Annotated in this window: 18 protein-coding genes; 10 read left to right on the top strand and 8 right to left on the bottom strand. The window is 61.6% G+C overall.

The genetic code is table 11. From position 1 onward, the window contains the following. Positions 1-277: 277 nt before the first annotated feature. From lptF to BM413_RS08305, 7 genes are all read left to right on the top strand, one after another. Positions 278-1,474, top strand: a complete 1,197-nt coding sequence (lptF, locus tag BM413_RS08275) for an LPS export ABC transporter permease LptF (protein WP_091912190.1) — start codon at positions 278-280, stop codon at positions 1,472-1,474. Further along, positions 1,471-2,559, top strand: a complete 1,089-nt coding sequence (gene lptG / locus BM413_RS08280; RefSeq protein WP_175544281.1) for an LPS export ABC transporter permease LptG — start codon at positions 1,471-1,473, stop codon at positions 2,557-2,559. The genes lptF and lptG overlap by 4 nt, the downstream gene beginning before the upstream one ends. Continuing rightward, positions 2,560-4,962, top strand: a complete 2,403-nt coding sequence (locus BM413_RS08285) for an LPS-assembly protein LptD (RefSeq protein WP_091912194.1) — start codon at positions 2,560-2,562, stop codon at positions 4,960-4,962. A gap of 95 nt (positions 4,963-5,057) precedes the next feature. Continuing rightward, positions 5,058-5,996: a peptidylprolyl isomerase gene (locus tag BM413_RS08290; RefSeq protein ID WP_091912196.1), complete on the top strand. Its 939-nt coding sequence runs from the start codon at positions 5,058-5,060 to the stop codon at positions 5,994-5,996. 30 nt (positions 5,997-6,026) lie between these two features. Beyond that, complete coding sequence (gene pdxA, locus BM413_RS08295) at positions 6,027-7,031, top strand: 4-hydroxythreonine-4-phosphate dehydrogenase PdxA (protein WP_091912297.1); 1,005 nt, start codon at positions 6,027-6,029, stop codon at positions 7,029-7,031. Beyond that, positions 7,028-7,864 (top strand): 16S rRNA (adenine(1518)-N(6)/adenine(1519)-N(6))-dimethyltransferase RsmA, encoded by an 837-nt coding sequence (gene rsmA, locus BM413_RS08300; RefSeq protein WP_091912198.1) that lies wholly within the window; start codon positions 7,028-7,030, stop codon positions 7,862-7,864. The genes pdxA and rsmA overlap by 4 nt, the downstream gene beginning before the upstream one ends. A gap of 2 nt (positions 7,865-7,866) precedes the next feature. Then, a complete protein-coding gene (locus BM413_RS08305; RefSeq protein ID WP_091912200.1) occupies positions 7,867-8,208 on the top strand; it encodes an ASCH domain-containing protein in 342 nt (113 codons plus the stop codon). Between the two features lie 14 nt (positions 8,209-8,222). Here the strand turns inward: BM413_RS08305 and gmk are convergent, their stop codons facing one another. The 7 genes from gmk to fabD form a co-directional block, all read right to left on the bottom strand. After that, positions 8,223-8,867, bottom strand: a complete 645-nt coding sequence (gene gmk, locus BM413_RS08310; protein ID WP_091912202.1) for a guanylate kinase — start codon at positions 8,865-8,867, stop codon at positions 8,223-8,225. A gap of 6 nt (positions 8,868-8,873) precedes the next feature. Beyond that, on the bottom strand, positions 8,874-9,764 hold the full coding sequence (locus BM413_RS08315) for a YicC/YloC family endoribonuclease (protein WP_091912204.1): 891 nt from the start codon (positions 9,762-9,764) through the stop codon (positions 8,874-8,876). A 216-nt stretch (positions 9,765-9,980) separates the two neighbouring features. After that, a complete protein-coding gene (gene mltG / locus BM413_RS08320; protein ID WP_091912206.1) occupies positions 9,981-11,180 on the bottom strand; it encodes an endolytic transglycosylase MltG in 1,200 nt (399 codons plus the stop codon). Between the two features lie 111 nt (positions 11,181-11,291). Beyond that, positions 11,292-12,554 (bottom strand): beta-ketoacyl-ACP synthase II, encoded by a 1,263-nt coding sequence (gene fabF, locus BM413_RS08325; protein ID WP_091912208.1) that lies wholly within the window; start codon positions 12,552-12,554, stop codon positions 11,292-11,294. Positions 12,555-12,591: 37 nt separating this feature from the next. Further along, positions 12,592-12,828, bottom strand: a complete 237-nt coding sequence (locus BM413_RS08330; RefSeq protein ID WP_019170544.1) for an acyl carrier protein — start codon at positions 12,826-12,828, stop codon at positions 12,592-12,594. Positions 12,829-13,170: 342 nt separating this feature from the next. After that, entirely contained in the window at positions 13,171-13,908 is a 738-nt protein-coding gene (gene fabG / locus BM413_RS08340) for a 3-oxoacyl-[acyl-carrier-protein] reductase (protein WP_091912211.1), read from the bottom strand. Between the two features lie 63 nt (positions 13,909-13,971). Beyond that, positions 13,972-14,913: an ACP S-malonyltransferase gene (fabD, locus tag BM413_RS08345; RefSeq protein WP_091912212.1), complete on the bottom strand. Its 942-nt coding sequence runs from the start codon at positions 14,911-14,913 to the stop codon at positions 13,972-13,974. A gap of 296 nt (positions 14,914-15,209) precedes the next feature. Here fabD and BM413_RS08350 point away from each other — a divergent pair, with 296 nt between their 5' ends. Further along, entirely contained in the window at positions 15,210-17,057 is a 1,848-nt protein-coding gene (locus BM413_RS08350; protein WP_244537801.1) for an LTA synthase family protein, read from the top strand. A 73-nt stretch (positions 17,058-17,130) separates the two neighbouring features. On the opposite strand, the gene BM413_RS08355 is transcribed toward BM413_RS08350, so the two are convergent. After that, positions 17,131-18,807: a pilus assembly protein gene (locus BM413_RS08355; RefSeq protein WP_091912216.1), complete on the bottom strand. Its 1,677-nt coding sequence runs from the start codon at positions 18,805-18,807 to the stop codon at positions 17,131-17,133. Between the two features lie 456 nt (positions 18,808-19,263). Here BM413_RS08355 and rpsF point away from each other — a divergent pair, with 456 nt between their 5' ends. After that, positions 19,264-19,788, top strand: coding sequence for a 30S ribosomal protein S6 (gene rpsF, locus BM413_RS08360; RefSeq protein ID WP_091912218.1), 525 nt, complete (start codon positions 19,264-19,266; stop codon positions 19,786-19,788). Then, positions 19,788-20,036: a 30S ribosomal protein S18 gene (rpsR, locus tag BM413_RS08365; RefSeq protein ID WP_019170551.1), complete on the top strand. Its 249-nt coding sequence runs from the start codon at positions 19,788-19,790 to the stop codon at positions 20,034-20,036. Before rpsF ends, rpsR begins: the two co-directional genes overlap by 1 nt. Positions 20,037-20,216: the final 180 nt, after the last annotated feature.

Here is a 20,216-nt window from a genome sequence, read left to right on the forward strand (position 1 = left end):
TTGCGACATTGCCTGCACAAGGCTGTATGGCGTCGATCAACGCCTTTTTGCCTGCTAAAGAACGCCACCGATTCGCCGTTAACATCCGATTAACCAGCTTTCTTGGCTGTTTCTTAGCCACTCCCAGACGAGACTCCACCATGCCGGGAAACCGAGACGGGACGGGAACCAGATCGAACCGGTTGTGCAGCCACGATGCCGCGGATAGCTTATATTCGGGCGTCGGCGTCGGCACATGCCGCTATGAGAAGACCACAACAATGGAATTTGGCGGCGAATGAAGGTCGTTGAACGATACATAATGCGACGTACGTTCGAGATGTTCATGGCAGCCCTGCTGTGGACATTGGCGATCGTATGGACGACGCAGGTTCTCGCCCGTATCGACCTCGTCACCGACAGCGGCCAGTCGGCCCTCACCTTCTTCGAGATCGCAACGCTTATCCTGCCGTCGATCATCCCCATCGTCGTGCCTTTCGCGATCATCATCGCGGTGGCGCAGACCCTGAGCACGATGAACAGCGATTCCGAACTGGTGGTGATCAGCGCTGCCGGAAGTTCGCGTTCGACGATAACGCGCCCGATCATCATCCTCGCTGCTCTTGCCAGCGTCTTCGCCTTCGCCGTCGACAACGGCATCGACCCCTATGCCCGCGAGCGCGGCCGTGAACTGGTGGCTGCGGCGCGCGCCGACCTCCTGTCCCTGGTCATCCAGGAAGGTACGTTCCGCAAGGTCGATGACGGCCTGTTCGTGCAGGTGGGCGAGAGGCTTCCCGACGGGCGGCTCGGCGGCATCTTCGTTGCCGATTCGCGCCAGCCGAATGTCGATCTGGTCTACTACGCCAAGAAGGGCGCGGTCGTTCAGCAGGACGGCAAGAGCATGCTCGTCATGAACGACGGCGTGGTTCACCGGAAGACGCCTGCGGGCGACGTCTCCGTCATTCGCTTCACCTCCTATGCCTTTGATCTTTCTGCCTTTTCAGCGGCAGCAAGTGAAGTGACGATGTATCCCAAGGACCGCACGCTGCCCTATCTGTTCAACCCCAATCCCAATGACAAGATCTACCAGAACAGCCCGCAGCAGTTCCGCGCCGAGATCCATCGCCGCTTCACCGAATCCTTCTACGCACTCGTCTTCGCGCTGATCGCGCTGGCGGTTGCAGGCGACGCGCGTTCGCACCGTGAAAGCCGCATCCATCCTCTGATGACGGCGGTGACGATCGCGCTTTTCGTTCGCTGGCTCGGCTTTTTCGTGACCCAGCAGTCGCAGTCCAATCCGCTGTTCAGCCCGCTTGTCTACGCCGTACCGATCATAACGTCGCTCGTGGCAATCGGCTTTATCAGAAGCAACAGAACGATGGAGCTTCCGATCACCTGGGCCGAGCGTCTTTCAGACTTTGCATCGCAATCCGGTGACCGCATGTCCATCTTCTGGCTCCGCCTTAAAGGTCGTTTGGCCGGAGGGTCCGCATAATGGGCTGGACGCTGGGACGTTACTTCTTCAGCCGCTATGCCGTGATAACCATGTGGTTTTTTCTCGGCATTTACGCGCTGGTCTTCCTCATCGACTTCACGGAATTTTCCAGCCGCGTTTCCGGCCTGCCCAATTTCACGTTCTTTACCGCGCTTTCGGTTTCGGCACTCCGCGTGCCGATGATCATGATGCAGACCGTGCCTTTCGTGGCGCTCTTTGCCGCCATGGCGACGCTGATTTCGCTCAATCGCAAGTATGAACTGGTGATCGCGCGGGCGGCGGGCATTTCGGCCTGGCAGTTCCTGCTGCCGGCATGCATCGGCGCGCTTCTGTTCGGCATCCTTACCGTCGGCGTCCTGAACCCCTTCGCGGCTTACGGCCTGTCGCGATCCGAATTCATCGAGACCAATCTGCGTTCCGGCGCCTCAAACGAGGTTTCGGCCTTTGCCGCTCCGTGGATCCACCAGAAGACCGGTGACAGCGACACGATCATCGGCGCGCGAGCGATTCTCAACCAGGGACTGGAACTCTCGGACGCCGTTTTCTTCGAACTCGACAAGAATGGCGAGATCGTCGAGCGCAAGGACGCCCAGCGCGCTTTCCTGCGCGACGGCTACTGGGAATTGCAGAACGTCAAGCGCTTCCGCGAAGGCATTCGCCTCGAAACGCTGGAGACCGACCGGGTGCCGACGAATCTCAAGCCGGAGTTCGTTCAGGAGCGGCTGGCAAGGCCCGAAACGATCCCGTTTTATGAGCTTCCGGGCAAGATCAAGGTGGCTCAGTCCTTCGGCCTCAGGGCCAACGCTTTTGCCATGCAATTCCATTCGCTTATGGCCATGCCGCTACTTCTTGTCGCGATGACTCTCATCGCGGCCACAGTCTCCATGCGTTTTGCAAGGATGGGGCAATCTTCAACGATGATTCTGGGTGGCGTCGTCGCCGGGTTTCTGCTTTATGTCGTATCGGTTCTGGTCAAAGCGTTTGGGAACGCAGGATTCGTTCCGCCTTTTGTTGCAGCGTGGCTTCCAGTGATAGTAGCAATGTTTTTTGGGGTGACCTTCCTGCTATACAGGGAGGATGGTTAGGTGGGGGTCGCGGTGATTTCAGCGCGCAAATCGGTGACGTTGACGCGCCTTTATGGTGCGACGGCGCTTGCCTGTCTGTTCGCCTATGCCCTGCCCGCCGCGCCAGCCTTCGCGCAGGACGTCCAGAGCCTCAAGCCAGACATTCCAGCCGGCTCGCAGATGCTGATGGAAGCCGACACCCTGGTCTACGACAATGACGCCAATACGGTGACCGCCGTCGGCGGCGTGCAGATCGATTACGGCGGCAACCGGCTCGTCGCGCAGCGCGTCGCCTATGATCGCAAGAGCTCGCGCCTGGTCGCCAGCGGCAATGTCCAGGTCGTCAATAGCGACGGCACCAAGATGTATTCCGAAGAGATCGACGTTACCGACGATTTCGCTGACGGTTTCATCAATGCCCTGCGCGTCGAGACCGTCGACAAGACCTATTTCGCCGCCGAGAGCGGCGAGCGAAAATCAGGCACGCTGACGACCTTCAACAATGGCGTCTACACCGCTTGCGCACCTTGCGAGGAAAAGCCCGACAAAGCGCCAATCTGGCGCATCAAGGCGCAGAAGATCATCTGGAACGGCAAGACCAAGGTCGTTCGCTTCGAGAAGTCGAAATTCGAGTTCTTCGGCTTCCCCATTGCTTACCTGCCCGCCTTCGAGATTGCCGACCCTACGGTTAAGCGCAAGAGCGGCTTCCTGATCCCAAGCATAAGCCAGAAGTCCGAGCTCGGCTTTGGCCTCTCGATCCCCTATTATTTTGCGCTGTCGCCGACCTACGATCTCACGATCACCGGAACCGGCTACACCAAGCAAGGTTTCCTCGGCCAGGCCGAATGGAACCAGCGTTTCAACAACGGCCAGTACAGCCTGAAGATCGCCGGCATCCGCCAGAATGATCCGGATGCGTTGAGGGACAACGGCAGGTATACCGTCGACTCAGGCCCCGACGGTGATCCGAACAAGTTCCGCGGCATGGTCGGCACGAATGGCCATTTCGACATCAATCCGCGCTGGGCGTTCGGCTGGGATATTCTTGCGCAGACCGACAAGAATTTTGCCCGCACATATTCGATCGACGGCTACAACCAGTATGTCCGCCGCAACGAAATCTACCTGACCGGTCTGAGCGGCCGTAACTACTTCGATCTCCGGGCGATGAAATTCGACATCCAGGAGGATTATCTCGACACGTCCAGCTCAGCACGGGACGCGAAAGAAGCGTGGGCCCTGCCCTCGCTGGACTACTCCTACACGCCCGACGAACCTGTGTTCGGCGGCGAGCTGAATTTCGATGTCAATGCGCGCTCGATCTACCGTTCGGAGCTTGACGCCCGCTTGGCCACGCCGTTCGTTCGCGGCATCGACGGCAATTCGACCCGACTGACGGCGGAAGCCGAATGGAAGCGCAACTTCGTTACCGACGGCGGCCTCGTGGTCACCCCGCTGCTCGCGTTCCAGATGGATGGCACGTCGGTCAACCAGACGTCGGCCTCCGCCGCCGCAATTGAGGCCATGGCAGCTAACCCGAACATCGGTGTAGAGGCCGATGTCCGCTCCGCCTATTATCGCGCGATGGCCACCGCTGGCCTCGAACTGCGTTGGCCGGTTCTGTTCTCGTTCAGCAGCGGCTCGCATATTCTCGAGCCCATGGCGCAGGTCTTTGCCCGTCCCGACGAGCCCTATGCCGACACGCTCGGCATTCCCAACGAGGACGCGCAGAGCTTCGTCTTCGACGCGACGACGCTGTTCGAACGCGACAAGTTTTCGGGCTACGACCGCATAGAGGGTGGCACGCGCGCCAATGTCGGCATGCGCTATTCCGGCAGCTTCAACAATGGCTGGACGACGAACGCCCTGTTCGGCCAATCCTACCAGCTTGCCGGGCGCAACTCGTTCGACTCGCCGGACCTGGTCAATGTCGGTGCCTATTCCGGCCTCGAGACGACCGACTCCGATTTCGTCGGCCTCGTCGGCTTCGCGACGCCGTTTGGTTTGTCGTCGTCGGTGAGCGCACGGTTGGACGAGCAGACCGCGGAAGTGCGACGCGCCGAACTCAAGGCCGGCTATAACACGAGCGCATTGTCGCTGACGGCCCAGTACGCCTTCATCCAGGCGCAGCCTCTCTATGGCTTCGCCAACGACCGCAGGGAAGTCACGCTTGGAGCCTCGGTTCGCTTCCACGAGAACTGGCGCACCTTCGGGTCGGGAACGTATGATTTTGAATCGGGTGTCGTAACACGCGACGCAGTCGGTTTCGCCTATGACGACGAATGCTTCACATACGCGATGACGATGAGCCAAAAACGCGATCCGTTGAAGGTACAGGAGGACGAACGGACCTTCGGCTTCAACATCTCCTTCCGTACCCTCGGTGATTTTGGCTCGACAACAAGCCAATTCGGGCAGCAGTAAGCGCTACGGCTCAAAGGTCATCGTTTCGCCGCATAGGGTGGGCATCCAAAACCATGACTATTCAGCAAGAAAATCGAGCACGGAGATCGAACGGCATGACTTCGATCAGGAAGTATCTTCTTTCCACCGGATTGGCGTTATTTGTCGCGCTAGGCTCGGCACCTTTGACGATGGCCGTTCAGCCGGCCCAGGCCAGCGAGATCAAATACGTCGTCAATAACGTGCCGATCACCACCTACGATATTCAGCGGCGCGCGGCATTCATGAAGCTGCAGCACCGCAAGGGCAATCTCAACAAGCTCGCTGCCGACGAGATGATCGACCAGACGCTGCGCACGGCGGAAATGAAGCGCCTCGGCATCAAGGTCTCGGATCAGCAGATCGAAGACGCTTTCAATCGCTTTGCGAGCTCCAACAAGATGAAGCCCTCGCAGCTCACCGGCGTGCTTCAGCAGGCCGGTGTGACGGCAGAGCATTTCAAGCAGTTCATCGGCACCCAGATGGGCTGGAACCAAGCACTTTCGGCGCGATTCCGCTCGCAGGGCGGCAGCATGAGCGAGCAGGACGTCGTCCAGCGCATGCTTCAGCAGGGCGGCAACAAGCCGTCCGCCACCGAATACATGCTTCAGCAGGTCATCTTCGTGGTGCCCGCAAAGGAGCGCGGCAATATCGGCAAGCGCAAGCGCGAGGCTGAAGCCATGCGTGCCCGCTTCAGCGGCTGCGACAGCACCCGCCAGTTCGCCAAGGGCCTGCTGGACGTGACCGTGCGCGACCTCGGCCGCGTGCTTGCGCCTGAACTGCCGGCCGAATGGGCCGACCAGATCAAGAAGACGAAGACGGGTGGCGCGACGGGCGTGCGTGAAACGGATCGCGGCGTCGAATTCATCGGCGTCTGCAGTTCGCGCGAAGTCTCGGACGACCGCGTCGCCAAGATGGTGTTCCAGTCCGAAGGCTCGAAGGACGACCAGGCCGGCGAACTCGATAAGAAGTACATCGCCGAATTGCGGAAGAATGCCCGCATCGTCGAGCGCTGATCCATTGTGCAGCCACGCAATGACGACCCATTGCTGGCACTCACGGCGGGCGATCCTTCGGGCATAGGCCCCGAGATCGCCATTGCCGCGTGGCAGGCGCGCAATGAGCACAGCGTTGCGCCCTTCTACCTCCTGACCGATCCCGCTTTACTTGCCGCCCGCGCGCGGCATCTCGGCATCACCGTCCCGATCGAGGAAACGACGCCGGCAAACGCGGCAGCCGTCTTCCCCCACGCCCTGCCCGTCGTGCCGCTCCAGGCGCGCTTCACGGATACTCCGGGCCTACCTGATGCCACCAATGCGGCCGGCATCGTCGAGGCCATCGACCGCGCGGTCGCCGATGTCCATTCCGGCGTGGCTGCTGCCGTCGTCACCTGCCCCATCGCCAAGAAGCCGCTCTACGATGCCGGCTTCCGCTTTCCCGGCCACACCGAATATCTCGCCCACCTCGCCGGCTTGAAGGAAGGCCGCGAGATCATCCCCGTGATGATGCTTGCGGGACCGGATCTGCGCGCCGTGCCGGTTACGATTCACATTCCGCTGGCCGACGTGCCGGGCGCGCTTACCCAGGCGACAATCGAAGAAATCTCCCGCATCACGGCGCATGATCTCGCCGCGCGTTTCGGTATTGCAAAGCCACGTCTGGCGATCTCCGGCCTCAACCCGCATGCCGGCGAAGGCGGGGCCATGGGCGGCGAGGACGAGGCGATCATCCGCCCGGCAGTAGAGGCGCTGCGCCGCGCCGGCATCGACGCTTTCGGGCCGCTGCCCGCCGATACGATGTTTCACCCGCGTGCACGCGCCGGCTACGATGCGGCGATCTGCATGTATCACGATCAGGCGCTGATCCCCGCCAAGGCACTGGCCTTCGATGAGACGGTCAACGTCACGCTCGGCCTGCCCTTCATCCGCACTTCGCCCGACCACGGCACGGCCTTCGACATCGCCGGCAAGTGCATTGCCCGCCCCGACAGCCTGATCGCCGCGCTGACGCTCGCCCGGCTGCTCGCCAACAATGAAAGCCAAGCCAAATGACGCTCGATGGACTGCCGCCGCTGCGCGATGTCATCGATCGGCATGAGCTTCAGGCCAAGAAGTCGCTCGGCCAGAATTTCCTGCTCGACCTCAATCTCACCGGCAAGATCGCCCGCACTGCCGGCGATCTCAGCGCCACAACCGTCATCGAGGTCGGCCCCGGCCCCGGCGGACTGACCCGGGCGCTTTTGATGAACGGTGCAAAGCGCGTCATAGCGATCGAGCGCGACGAGCGCTGCCTTGCAGCATTGGCCGAGGTTTCGGCGCATTATCCCGGCCGGCTGGAAGTGGTTTCAGGCGACGCGTTGAAAACCGATTTTGCGGCACTCGCCAGCGGCGAGCCAGTCAAGATTGTCGCCAACCTGCCCTACAACATCGGCACCGAACTGCTCATTCGCTGGCTCACAGTGCCGCAATGGCCGCCCTTCTATTCCTCGATGACGCTGATGTTCCAGCGCGAGGTGGCGCAGCGCATCGTGGCGGCACCCGACAGCGATGCCTATGGCCGGCTCAGCATTTTGGCCGGCTGGCGCACGCAGGCCAGGATCGCCTTCGACGTGCCGCCGCAGGCTTTCACGCCACCGCCGAAGGTCACCTCGTCGGTCGTGCATCTCATCCCGCGCGAGAATCCGCTCCCTGCCGACGTACGCGTGCTGGGGCGTGTCACGGAAGCTGCCTTTGGCCAGCGCCGCAAGATGCTGCGCCAGAGCCTCAAGGGCATCGAGGGCGCCCGCCTGCTGGAAGCCACCGGCATCGACGGCACCCGCCGCGCCGAAACGCTGGATATCGCAGAGTTCGTGGCGCTGGCGAATGCCGTGTCGCGCAAGGATTGACAATGCAGAGCCTCGGCGTGGTCCCTCGACTTTTCCCGCTTGTCGAGACCGGGCAGAAAACCAGCACGATCCGCTGGCGCGAAACCCGGATCGAACCGGGCTACATGCGCTATGTCTGCGACGGTGACGCCGCGAAGACAGCAATCGTCTGGGTCACTCGCTGCACCGACCTGCCGCTGTCGCAGGCGGCGGCCTTTGTCGGGCGCGAGGCGGAATGGCCGAAGGATGTCATGCTGGAAGGCATGCGCGAGCACTATCCGGAAATCCAGTGGACGGACCTCGTCCAGATCGTCGAGCACCTGACGCCCGCCGAGACGGCCGGGCGTCCGGATTTCCCGGCCTGACTTCGGCGGGAAAACTACAGTTTCTCGTCGAGCAAGCCTGAGATGAAATCGAACAGGCCGGGCCGACGGTCGCGGCGCAGACGTTCGGCTGCAACAATCGCCCTGACCTCGGCATAAGCCTGGTTCAAGTCGTGATTGACGACGACGAAATCATATTCCTTCCAGTGCTCGATCTCTTCGCGCGCATTCTGCAGGCGCTTTTCGATCGCTGCATCGGCGTCTTCGGCGCGGCGCTTCAGCCGTGCCTTCAGTTCCGTCATCGACGGCGGCAGGATGAAGATCGAGACGATGTCGACCCGCATCTTGTCCTTGAGCTGAAGCGCGCCCTGCCAGTCGATGTCGAAAAGCATGTCGCGGCCTTCCGCCATCGCCGCCTCGACCGGCTCGCGCGGCGTGGCGTAATAGTTGCCATGCACCTCGGCCCATTCGAGCAGCGCATCGGAATCGCGCAGGCGCTCGAAATCACGCTGCGTCACGAAATGGTAGTGCACGCCGTCGATCTCGCTGCCGCGGCGCGGACGCGTGGTCACGCTGACCGACAGGCTAAGTGCCGGGTCTTTCTCCAGCAGATTGCGCGCAATGGTCGACTTTCCGGCCCCGGAAGGGGACGACAGCACCAGCATGAGGCCACGGCGGCGAATATTGGTCTCAGCGGCCATAGGCCATTACTCCAGATTTTGAACCTGCTCGCGAAACTGGTCGACGACGGCCTTGAGCTCCAGCCCGATGGCTGTAACAGCGGCAGCGTTCGATTTCGAGCATAAGGTATTCGATTCGCGGTTAAATTCCTGTGCCAGGAAGTCGAGCTTGCGGCCGATAGAGCCACCGCCCGAGAGCAGCGCCCTGCCCGAAGCCACATGGGTCTTGAGCCGGTCGATTTCCTCGCGGATATCGGCCTTGGTCGCCAGAAACGCCGCTTCCTGATGCAGGCGGCCTTCGTCGAGATTACTGGCGGCATCCATCAGAAGCGCGACCTGCTCGGCGATCCGCGCGCGGATGACGGCAGGTTCGCGCGACGGATCGGCCTCGGCCTTGAGCGTCAGCGCCTCTATCGTGTCGATATGGCCAAGCAGAAGATCGCCCAGCGCCTTCCCTTCAGCCTGGCGTGCCTGCTCCAGCCCGGTCAAGGCAGCGTCGAGCGCGCTCAGCACGGCTGCGTCCAGGCTGGCCCGCGTCTCCTCGGTTTCGGTCGTCTCGGGAATGTCCAGCACACCGCGCAGGGCGAGCAGGCCGTCCGCTGTTGGCGGGGAGGCGCCGAACTGCTCCTGCAGGCGCTTTGCCAGCCCCGCCAGATCCTTGAGAAGGACTTCGTTGACGACCGGCGACACCAGCATGCCGGCAGCGCGCGTGATCGTGAGCGTCACCTGCATATTGCCGCGCGAAAAGCGCTTCTGCACGGCCTGGCGCGCCTGCGGCTCCAGCCTCTCGAAACCCTGCGGCAGCCGGAACCGGGCCTCGACGCTCTTGCCGTTCACCGATTTCAGTTCCCAGGCAATCGCCGTGCCATCATGCTCGGCCGAAGCGCGAGAAAAGCCCGTCATGCTCTGCAATGTCATCCCTCGCCCCCTCTCCGTGCCTGGAGCGGTTCAGTTTTTGATAGAATCGTTGAACCGCTCTAAGTATTTGTTTTTACGTAATTCCGGACGGAAAGCCGTTTCACGCTTTTCCTGGAATTCCTCTAACGGCAAAGTCGCGGAAATCCGCTTCTGCAAATGCGGCGGGCCGGCAAGCGGCCCGATACAAACTGATCATCGTGTAGAGACAGCGGGTTCCTATTGCGCCGCAGGTACCGGCGCGCCCTCTGTCGTTCCTTGCGTTTCCCCAGCTTTGGCGGCTTCTTCGGCCTGCTTCTTCTGTACGGCGCGCCACCGCGCCACATTCTCGTTGTGCTCGTTGAGCGATTTCGCAAAGACGTGCCCGCCGGTGCCGTCAGCGACAAAGTAGAGATCATCGGTTTTCGACGGGTTGGCGACCGCCTCAAGCGAGGCTTTGCCCGGATTGGCGATCGGCGTCGGCGGCAGGCCGTTGATGACATAGGTGTTGTAGGGCGTCGGCTTCTGGATGTCGGACTGGTAGATCGGCCGGTCGGAAGGCCGGCCCTTGCCGCCGAACAGACCGTAGAGAATGGTCGGGTCGGACTGCAGCCGCATATTCTTGTTCAGGCGGTTTATGAACACCGCGGCAACCCGCGAGCGCTCATCGTTGCGGCCTGTTTCCTTCTCCACGATGGAAGCCAGCGTGACGAATTCGTTGATATCGGCCAGCGGCAGATCAGGCGAGCGGCGGTCCCAAATGTCTTCGACGAGCTGCTTCTGGTGGGCCAGCATCTTGTCGATGATCTGCTGGCGCGTCGCGCCCCGCATGAAACGCTGCGTGTCCGTGGCGAGGCTGCCTTCCGGCGGAAGGGTCGCCGGCATGTCACCGGTCAGCGCGTCCTGTTCGGCGATGCGCTGGAACGCCTGTTCGACGGTCAGGCCCTCGGGAATCGTCAGCGAATACATCACCGACTTGCCGCTCTTGAGCAGTTCCATAACCTCATGCATGGAAGCGCCCGGCTTGATCTCGTATTCGCCGGTCTTCAGCGCCATGTCGTTGCCATAGGCGCGCACGCCAAGGCGGAAGATGCGCGCATCGCTGATCAGGCCGCGACGCTCGAGCTGGTCGGCGATGTCCTGGACACCAGTGCCGGGCTTGACCATAAAGGTCTGCGCCGTAGTCGTCGGGCCGGGGCCTTCGAATTCACGCTTGCCGAAATAGACCGCACCGCCGGCCACGATGACCGCCAGAATAACCAGCGAAAGCATGAAGTTGAGGAACACAACGAACTGATTGCGCGAGGCGCGCGAGCGCGTGCGTTTCGGCGGCGGTGTGCCCTGTTCCGGGCGCAGTGCTTCGCTGGCGCTCTTCGGAACGATCGGTTTAGGCGGCTCGGGACGCCGGCCGAATTCGCCGTCGGAAGGATTGGTGTTCATAGCGCCTCAACACTTTGCAATCAGACGAATCCCCACCGAGAAAAGGGTCGAAGGCAGACCCTAGGCACGAATATGTCAAAATTCGCGGCGAAACGGCCCTATTGGCAGCCGTCAGCCGTTATAGCGCTGGAAAACCAGCGACGCATTCGTTCCGCCGAAACCAAAGGAATTGGACAGCGCTACATCGATCTGGCGCTCGCGCGCCTTGTTCGGCACGAGGTCGATTGCCGTTTCGCGTTCTGGATTGTCCAGATTGATGGTCGGCGGCGCGATGTTGTCGCGAATGGCAAGCACCGAAAAGATCGCCTCGGCAGCACCGGCCGCACCCAAAAGGTGGCCGATCGCCGACTTCGTCGATGACATCGAAATCTTAGACGCCGCATTGCCGACCAGACGCTCGACCGCGCCAAGCTCGATCGTGTCGGCCATGGTCGATGTGCCGTGGGCGTTGATGTAGTCCACGTCCGCCGGCTGCAGGTTGGCGCGCTTGAGCGCAGCGGTCATGCAGCGGAATGCGCCGTCGCCGTCCTCGGCCGGAGCCGTGATGTGGTAGGCATCGCCGGTCAGGCCGTAACCCGTCACCTCGGCATAAATCTTGGCGCCGCGCGCCTTGGCGTGCTCTAGCTCTTCGAGCACCACGACACCGGCACCCTCGCCCATGACGAAACCATCGCGGTCGCGGTCATAGGGGCGTGAAGCCTGTTCGGGCGTGTCGTTGCGATCGGTGGAAAGCGCCTTGCAGGCGGCGAAGCCGGCAAGCGAAAGGCGCGTTACAGGCGCTTCGGCACCGCCCGCCAGCATCACGTCGGCATCGCCGAATATGATCAGCCGGGCCGCGTCGCCGATGGCATGCGCGCCCGTCGAGCAGGCGGTCACCACGGCATGATTCGGGCCCTTCAGCCCGTGCCGGATGGAGACCTGGCCGGAGACCAGATTGATGATCTGCCCGGGAATGAAGAAGGGGCTAATACGGCGCGGCCCACGCTCCTTGAGAATGAGCGCATTTTCCGCGATGCCCTCGATACCGCCGATGCCGGAACCGATCATCACGCCGGTGGCGTGCTGTTCCTCGGGCGTCTTGGGTTCCCAGCCGGAATCCTTGAGCGCTTCGTCGGCGGCCGCAATCCCGTAAAGGATGAAGTCGCCGATCTTGCGCAGTTCCTTCGGCTCCAGATAGGCTTCCGGGCTGAAGGTGGCGTTGCTGCCGTCGCCACGCGGAATCACATGCGCGATCTTGCAGGCAAGATCCTCGACCTCGAATTCCGTGATCTTCCTGGCGGCGCTCTTGCCGCTCAGGATTTCTTTCCAGCCATGTTCCACGCCAACGCCAAAAGGCGAAAGCAGACCCATGCCGGTGACGACGACACGCCTCATAGCGATACTCTCGGAAATGCTGACTGCTGACTAGGCGTCAGGCCGAGGCCTTGTCGATGTACTTGACGGCGTCGCCGACGGTCAGAATCGTCTCGGCTGCATCGTCAGGGATTTCAACGCCGAATTCTTCTTCGAAGGCCATGACGAGTTCGACCGTGTCAAGGCTGTCCGCGCCGAGATCATCGATGAAGCTGGCGGCTTCCGTTACCTTGTCGGCCTCGACGCCGAGATGTTCGACAACGATCTTCTTGACGCGCTCTGCGGTGTCACTCATTTGGGCATCCTCGTCTCTTGTTGTTCGTCTTCGTTAACGGCACGACTGCCGCTAATCAAGTTGAAAGATGTTCCCTCCCGGGAACGTAGCGGCAATGGCAGGAGGTTTGCCGAAATCGCCGCGTTGATGGCCGCATTACACGAAAAGACGCCCGCGTCCAATGCGAAAACGCCTTGTTTGGTCATAGCGCGGCATGAACCTTGTTAAGAATTCGCCCTGTCGAGTCAGGTGGCGTGGCTTTCGAGAACCGGAGCGGAGCGGAGCGTACATAAAGTATGTGAGCACCGGAAGCGCAGAAAACCGCGCAAGATGGCCGACAGGATAGAATTATCAACAAGGTTCTCAGATCATCGCCATGCCGCCGTTCACATGAATCGTCTGGCCGGTGATGTAGGCGGCTTCATTGGACGCCAGATAGACCACCGCCGAGGCGACTTCGGCGCCCGTTCCCATGCGGCGGGTCGGGATGGCGGCCATGATCGCCTCTTTCTGCTTGTCGTTCAGCTTTTCGGTCATGGCTGATTCGATGAAGCCGGGCGCGACGCAGTTGACGGTGACGTTGCGGGTGGCGATCTCCTGCGCCAGCGACTTCGAGAATCCGATCATGCCGGCCTTGGAAGCACAGTAATTGGCCTGGCCGGGATTGCCGGTGACGCCGACGACGGAGCTGATATTGATTATGCGGCCATTGCGGCGGCGCATCATGGGGTGCGTCAGTTCACGCGTCAGGCGGAACACCGCCGTCAAATTGACCTCGATGACGGCATCCCAGTCGGCGTCGGACATGCGCACGAACAGGCCGTCCTTGGTGATGCCGGCATTGTTGACGAGGATGTCGACGCCTTCGAGATCGGCTTCGGCCTTCTGGCCAAGCGCCTTGACCTCGTCGCGATCCGACAGGTTCGCCGGAAACAGCTTTACGCGGTCGCCCAGTTCGGCAGCCAGTGCCTCAAGCTTCTCAACGCGCGTGCCGTGCAGGCCGACTGTCGCGCCCTGTGCATGCAGCGCACGGGCGACTGCCTCGCCAATACCACCGGTTGCCCCGGTGACGAGTGCCTTGCGGCCGGTCAGATCGAACATTTTTGACTCCCCTTCGTGGTGGTAGAGCACTCCCTTGGTAAGGGAGAGGTCGAGTTTCTTGAACTAGGCCAGCGCCGCAATGGCGGCATCGACATCGGCCGGGTTGTTGACGGCTGCGGTGACGATTTCCTTGTTGATACGCCGTGCGAGGCCGGAAAGCACCTTGCCCGCCCCCACTTCATAAAGCGTGGTCACGCCGTTTGCGCCGAACCATTCCACCGTTTCGCGCCAGCGCACGCGGCCGGTCACCTGCTCGACGAGGCGGGCGGCGATCTCGTCTGGATCGCTCAGCGGCCGGACGACGACATTGGCCACGACCGGCACCGAAGGCACATTCTTCGTCACGCCGGCCAGCGCCTCGCGCATGGCGTCCGCCGCCGGACCCATCAGGGCGGAATGGAACGGTGCGGAGACAGAAAGCATCAGCGCGCGCTTGGCGCCCTTTTCCGTGCACAGCTTTGCCGCCAGTTCGACGGCAGCCTTGGCGCCCGAAATGACAAGCTGCCCGCCGCCATTATCATTGGCGATCTGGCAGACCGAATTTTGCGCCGCTTCAGCGCAGGCGGCTTCCACGTCGGCCTGCTCAAGCCCGATGATCGCCGCCATCGCGCCCTCGCCCACCGGCACGGCGGCCTGCATGGCATTGCCGCGAATGCGCAGCAGCCGTGCCGCGTCGCCAATCGAGAATGTGCCGGCAGCGGCAAGTGCCGAATATTCGCCAAGCGAATGGCCGGCAACGTAGGCGACCTTGTCCTTCAGCGAAAAGCCGCGCGCTTCCAGTGCCCGGATCGCGGCCATCGACACGGCCATCAGCGCCGGCTGCGCGTTTGCGGTCAGCGTCAGCGTCTCTTCGGGGCCTTCCCACATGATCTGCGAAAGCTTCTGGCCAAGCGCCTCGTCGACCTCGTCGAACACCGCGCGGGCCTCCGGAAAGGCCTCCGCCAGGTCCTTGCCCATGCCCACGGCCTGGCTGCCCTGGCCTGGAAAGGTGAATGCAACGGCCATGTCCCGCTCCCGGATTTGTTTGTCGGAAAGGCCCTGTGGCGCAGGAAAGCCGACCGAGTCAAGGCCACAGATCGTGAAGCGCGGCTGCTATCTACCTGCCGCTACATGAAAAAATGCAACAGTAATTTACCGGCGGCCTTCCCATTTTGAACACAGACGCTAGATTTTGTGACGGTTCGATGACAGTGAGATGACGGTTTTGTTTCGCGTTCGAGGTTCGTGAGTTGTCAAATCGGCTTACTGTGGCACAAGGGGATACGGAGTGTGAGAGTGCCGGCGGCCGTGCAAAACGCCGCGTGCAGGTACTCCATCTTGCCCGAACCCTGGCGCTTACCGTCATCATATCGGCACTTCTGGTATTTTGCGTCGAACTGATCGTTCGCGGCTCGCTTGAGCAGACATTGCTGTTTTTCCAGCAGCCGTTCCGGCCGGGTTGGACAACCGTCGTCATTTTTGCGCTGGTGCTGGTATTTCTCGACGCCCTGCTTGGACGCGCGCATCACGCTTTGCTGCTGGTCGCGCCGCTGGCGCTGCTTCTGGCCTTCATCGGCCATCAGAAATCACTTTATCTTGGCGATCCGCTCTATCCGACCGACTTTCTCTATGCCCGCCAGATTGTCGAACTGACGCCGCTTCTGGTGCGACAGCGCCCGATGTCGGCGGTTTTCATGGTGATCGGGGCGATCGCAGCGATTGGCATGCTGGTTTACGCCTGGAAGTTCTGGCGCCGCCGCATACCGGCGCTGTCGTGGCGCGCGCGCATCACACGCCTCGGCCTGGCGCTGCCGGCTCTGGTGTTCTTCGGCTCGATCATGGACTACGCAACCTTCTCCTGGGCGCGCGACCGGCTCCAGATCATCCCGATCATGTGGGACCAGAAGGAGAATTATAACAGTAACGGCTTCGCCATCGCCTTCGCGCTGAACGTGCCGATGGCAAAGGTGCTGGCGCCCGCCGGCTATTCGGACAAGGCGATCGCTGCGATCACGCGGCCCGAGGCCGATAATCCGGTGCTGCCCGCCGAAAAGCCCGACATCATCATCGTGATGAACGAATCCTTCTGGGATCCGACCCGGCTGCCTGGCCTCGAAATCACGCCGGACCCCATCGCCAATGTGCGCTCGCTCGAATCCGGCCATATCTTCTCGCCGGAATTCGGCGGCATGACCGCCAATGTCGAGTTCGAGGCGCTGACAGGTTTTTCCAACGCCTTCCTGCCCTATGGCAGCATTCCCTATCAGCAATATGTGCGCAGCCCGATTCCCTCGCTCGCCACCTTCCTCAAGAGCGAAGGCTACGCCACCAAGGCCATCCACCCCTTCGGCGGCTGGTTCTGGAACCGCACGCCCGTCTACCAGGCCTTCGGCTTCGACACGTTCCTGTCGGCCGACAATTTGCCGCCGCTCGCCTCGCGCGGGCCGCTGGTGTCCGACAAGGCCTTGACCGAAGAGATCATCCGCCAGGCCGACGCCACGCACGATCCGTTCTTCATCTTCACCGTCACGCTGCAGAATCACGGCCCCTACGAGCCGAACCGCTATTGGGACACCAGCCACACCGTCTCGGGCAATGTCAGCCAGACGGCGCGCGATTCGGTGCTGAGCTATGCCGAGGGCGCCTCCGACGGCGACAAGGGCCTGGCGCGGCTGATCGAATGGGCGAAGAACCGCGAGCGTCCGACCGTCATCGCCTTCTTCGGCGACCACCTGCCGCCGCTAGGGCCGGTCTATATAGAGACCGGGTTCATGAAAGACCAGGTCGCACCGCGCAAGGCGCCGCTCCCCGAGATGAGCCTGCAGCATGAGACGCCGCTGGTGATCTGGTCGAACCGCAGTGGGCCGGCGGAAAACATCGGCTCGATCAGCCCGGCCTTCCTGCCGCTGCATGTGCTGCAGACGGCCGGCATCAGCCATCCCTACTACACCGGCTTCCTCGGCGGCGTGCGTGAGCATTTCCGCGTCGTCGACCGCAACATGCTGGTCACGCCGAACGACGAAGCCCTGCCCGACTGGTCGCGCGCCAAGGAGATCGATCCCGAGATCCGCGATTATCGCCTGCTGCAATACGACATGATGTTCGGCAAGCGCCATGCCGCACCGGAGTTCTTCCCCGAGACGACGGGCAAGCCGGTGCCGGCGACCTGAGACTGACGGCGGCGGCGGCAATTCCAGGAAAAGCGCGCTGCGGTTTTCCGTCCGGAATTGCGTGAAGAAACCGTCAGTTCGTGACGTAAAGGTCCGTAATCGCATAAGCGATGTTGTCGAAGGCGGCCTTGAGCTGGGTGGCATCCTTAGTCGGATAGTAGTTCGCCGGCGTCGAGGCGCAGCCGCTGTAGAGCTTGCGGTTTGCAGCCGTGTCAGCACCCAGAACGACGGTGAACACCTTGACGCCCTGGTTCTTCAGGCGCGTGCACATGGCGTCCGTCCAGGTGTTGACGTTGGTCAAGGCAGTGGCCCTGGTCGAGCTGCTCGTGCCCATGCGGTAGGTGTCGAAATATCCATAAGCGCCGTAGTCGGACTGATTGGCCAGTTCGCTGGATGCGCCAAAAACGTTGTTTTCGCCATCGGTGAACACCACCACGACCTTGGACGTCTGGTCCGAATTGAAAGCGTCACCCTGGTCGTAAGGCTCGCCCGGCGACAGGACGCGATAGCCCCACGCCAGTCCCTCGGACACGTTCGTTCCCGAACCATACCAGTAGACCATCTTGCTGATATCAGTCTTGAGGCTTTCAAGATCGGTAGTCAGCGGCGCGATCGGTGTCGGACAGGCATAGTTCGGTCCGGTCGTTGCCGGCGCCGCCGTGTTGATCACTGCGGTATTCCTGATGCTAACGTTGGAGTATTTAGCCACAGCCATTTGCTGCGTCTTTTGCGCCGCCTTCGTCGATGCTTTGTTGCCGTCGCTCAGGTAGCTGTTGTTGAACGCCGTGGCGCTGTTGGGGGAAGCTTTTGCAGCGCCGGGTTCGTCAGGCGCGAAATAGGGCACGAACACGGTCTCGGCTTTTACATTCCCCGTTTGATCGGCTGCGGTGTAGACGAGCTTGGCCGGAGGCGTATCGTCGAGGTTCAAAGCGTCAGTGGTCAGGTTTGGAGTGCCATCCGCGTTGAACTTCGAAGTGCGGGCTTCCACGCAGCCTTTCCACGAATCAAGGGGGGCGGCATTAGGGTAGAGTTTCTTGAGAAGATCCCAGTGGCCGTAACGTCGCTTGTCGGTAGCGGAAAGATACTCGAAGTTGAGGCCGTTCGTGCTCTTGTCGTTCACAGGAATGATCGTCCGCTTGTCGATCCAGTCTTCCTTGAAGCCGACGCCCTTGATGTTCACCGCCGTCACGAACGGCACCAGCGCCACGCGGATTTCGCGCTCGGGCTTTTCCGTCTTGGCCTGCTTGAGAATGTCGACGAGCTGCGTTGCGCCCTCGCGCAGGGCCTTCATATTGGCGTCGCCCATCGAGCCGGTGTTGTCGAGCACCATCGCCACTTCCAGCTTCGCCGTCGATTCGTAAGCGCTGGCCTTGACGGAGAGATGCCCGTTCTTGCCGAAGACGAAGCTGAAATTAAGAGCCACATCAGCCGTGGCCGTCGCAGTGGTCTTGATGTAGTTGACGCCCTGCTCCACCGTCAGATGAGCAGATGGGTTGACGAGGTTGCCCTGGCCGCTTGTGTTGGCCTTGAAATAGCCGTCGAAAAGATCGTCGCGCGATGTCGACTTGTCAGCCAGCCGGGAAGCGGCGAGCACTGCCGAATCGAGCGCGTTCTGCAGATTGGATTTGGCCGTCATCAGGTTGGAGACGTCGAGCGCAAAGCCGACGCCGGTTAGCATGACGGGCAGCGACACGGCAAACATCATGGCGAAGTTGCCGCTGGTCGAGCGCCAGAACCGCGTGACGAGCATTTAAATGTACCCCCGGATTGCCCTATTACCGCGATTTCTGGGTGAACACAGTGAAGAGATCGTTGATTTCCGGGGTACCCTTGCCCGCAATTTCGCGCGGTGGTTAAGGATGCGTTGGCAGAGCGCGCGCAATTTTCTGCGTCGGAAGCCTCGAACCTGAAGACCGGGCCAAACCGGCGATCAGGCCCTACCCTTGCCTTCCCGCCAGAATGCTGTATAGACGCCCGCAATCTGCCGGTCCCAGCTGGGGGCTGAACGGAGGGCCGGAGGTTTTCCGCAAGAAAGCCGCCGTGTGAAGCAAAAAGTGCTTCCGCCTCCCGTGTCTCCGCTCTCGACCGTCTCGTCATGCTCCTTTCTTCTCCTGAGGTGGCCAACAGGCCCTCGAAGGATCAAGAGAAGTTGCAGAGGCTTTAGCCGCCGGGAACCGGACAGGGAAACGAAGAAAGGCAAAGAACAATGGCTCTATACGAACATGTGTTTCTTGCCCGGCAAGACCTCTCGCAGCAGCAGGTCGACGCACTTGTGGAACACTACAAGGGTGTCATCTCCTCGCATGGCGGGTCCGTTGGCCGGGTTGAGAACTGGGGACTGAAGTCCCTCACCTACCGCGTCAAGAAGAACCGCAAGGCGTATTACACGCTTATGGATCTCACCTGCCCGCCGGCCGCTCTCAACGAGATGGAGCGTCAGATGGGTCTTTCCGAAGACGTCCTGCGCTTCCTGACCGTCAAGGTCGAGGCTCATGAAGAAGGCGTCTCCGCCATGATGCAGAAGCGCGAAGAGCGCTCCGAGCGTGGCGACCGTGGCTTCGGCGATCGTGGCGACCGCCCGAACCGCAGCTTCGGCGACCGTGACCGCGGCGACCGTGGTCCGCGCAGCTTCGGCGACCGCGATGGCGGTGGCGATCGTGGCCCGCGCAATTTTGGTGACCGTGACGGCGCTCCGCGCCGGCCGCGTGATGAGGCAGGAGCTGCAGAATAATGGTCGACATCAATCAGATCCCGACCCGGCGCCCGTTCCATCGCCGCCGCAAGACCTGCCCGTTCTCCGGCGCCAACGCTCCGAAGATCGACTACAAGGACGTGCGTCTGCTGCAGCGCTACATCTCCGAGCGCGGCAAGATCGTGCCGTCGCGCATCACCGCCGTCAGCCAGAAGAAGCAGCGCGAACTCGCCAAGGCGATCAAGCGCGCCCGTTTCCTCGGCCTGCTGCCCTACGTGGTGAAGTAATAGCCTTCTGTGGTGGGCGGTTTACCGCCCGCCACACTCTCCCCCGCGACGGGCGCGGATCAGGAGCTGAGTAAAATCCCGAGTTGGGATCGGTGACGATCCCTAACTGCCGCGACAGGCAGGACAGCGACACCGGCGACAACGCCCTTTTGCTTCCTGACCTGTTCCAGATTTCCGCCC

Source organism: Mesorhizobium sp. YR577, from assembly GCF_900116595.1.
In the GTDB taxonomy this organism is placed as follows: Bacteria; Pseudomonadota; Alphaproteobacteria; order Rhizobiales; family Rhizobiaceae; genus Mesorhizobium_M.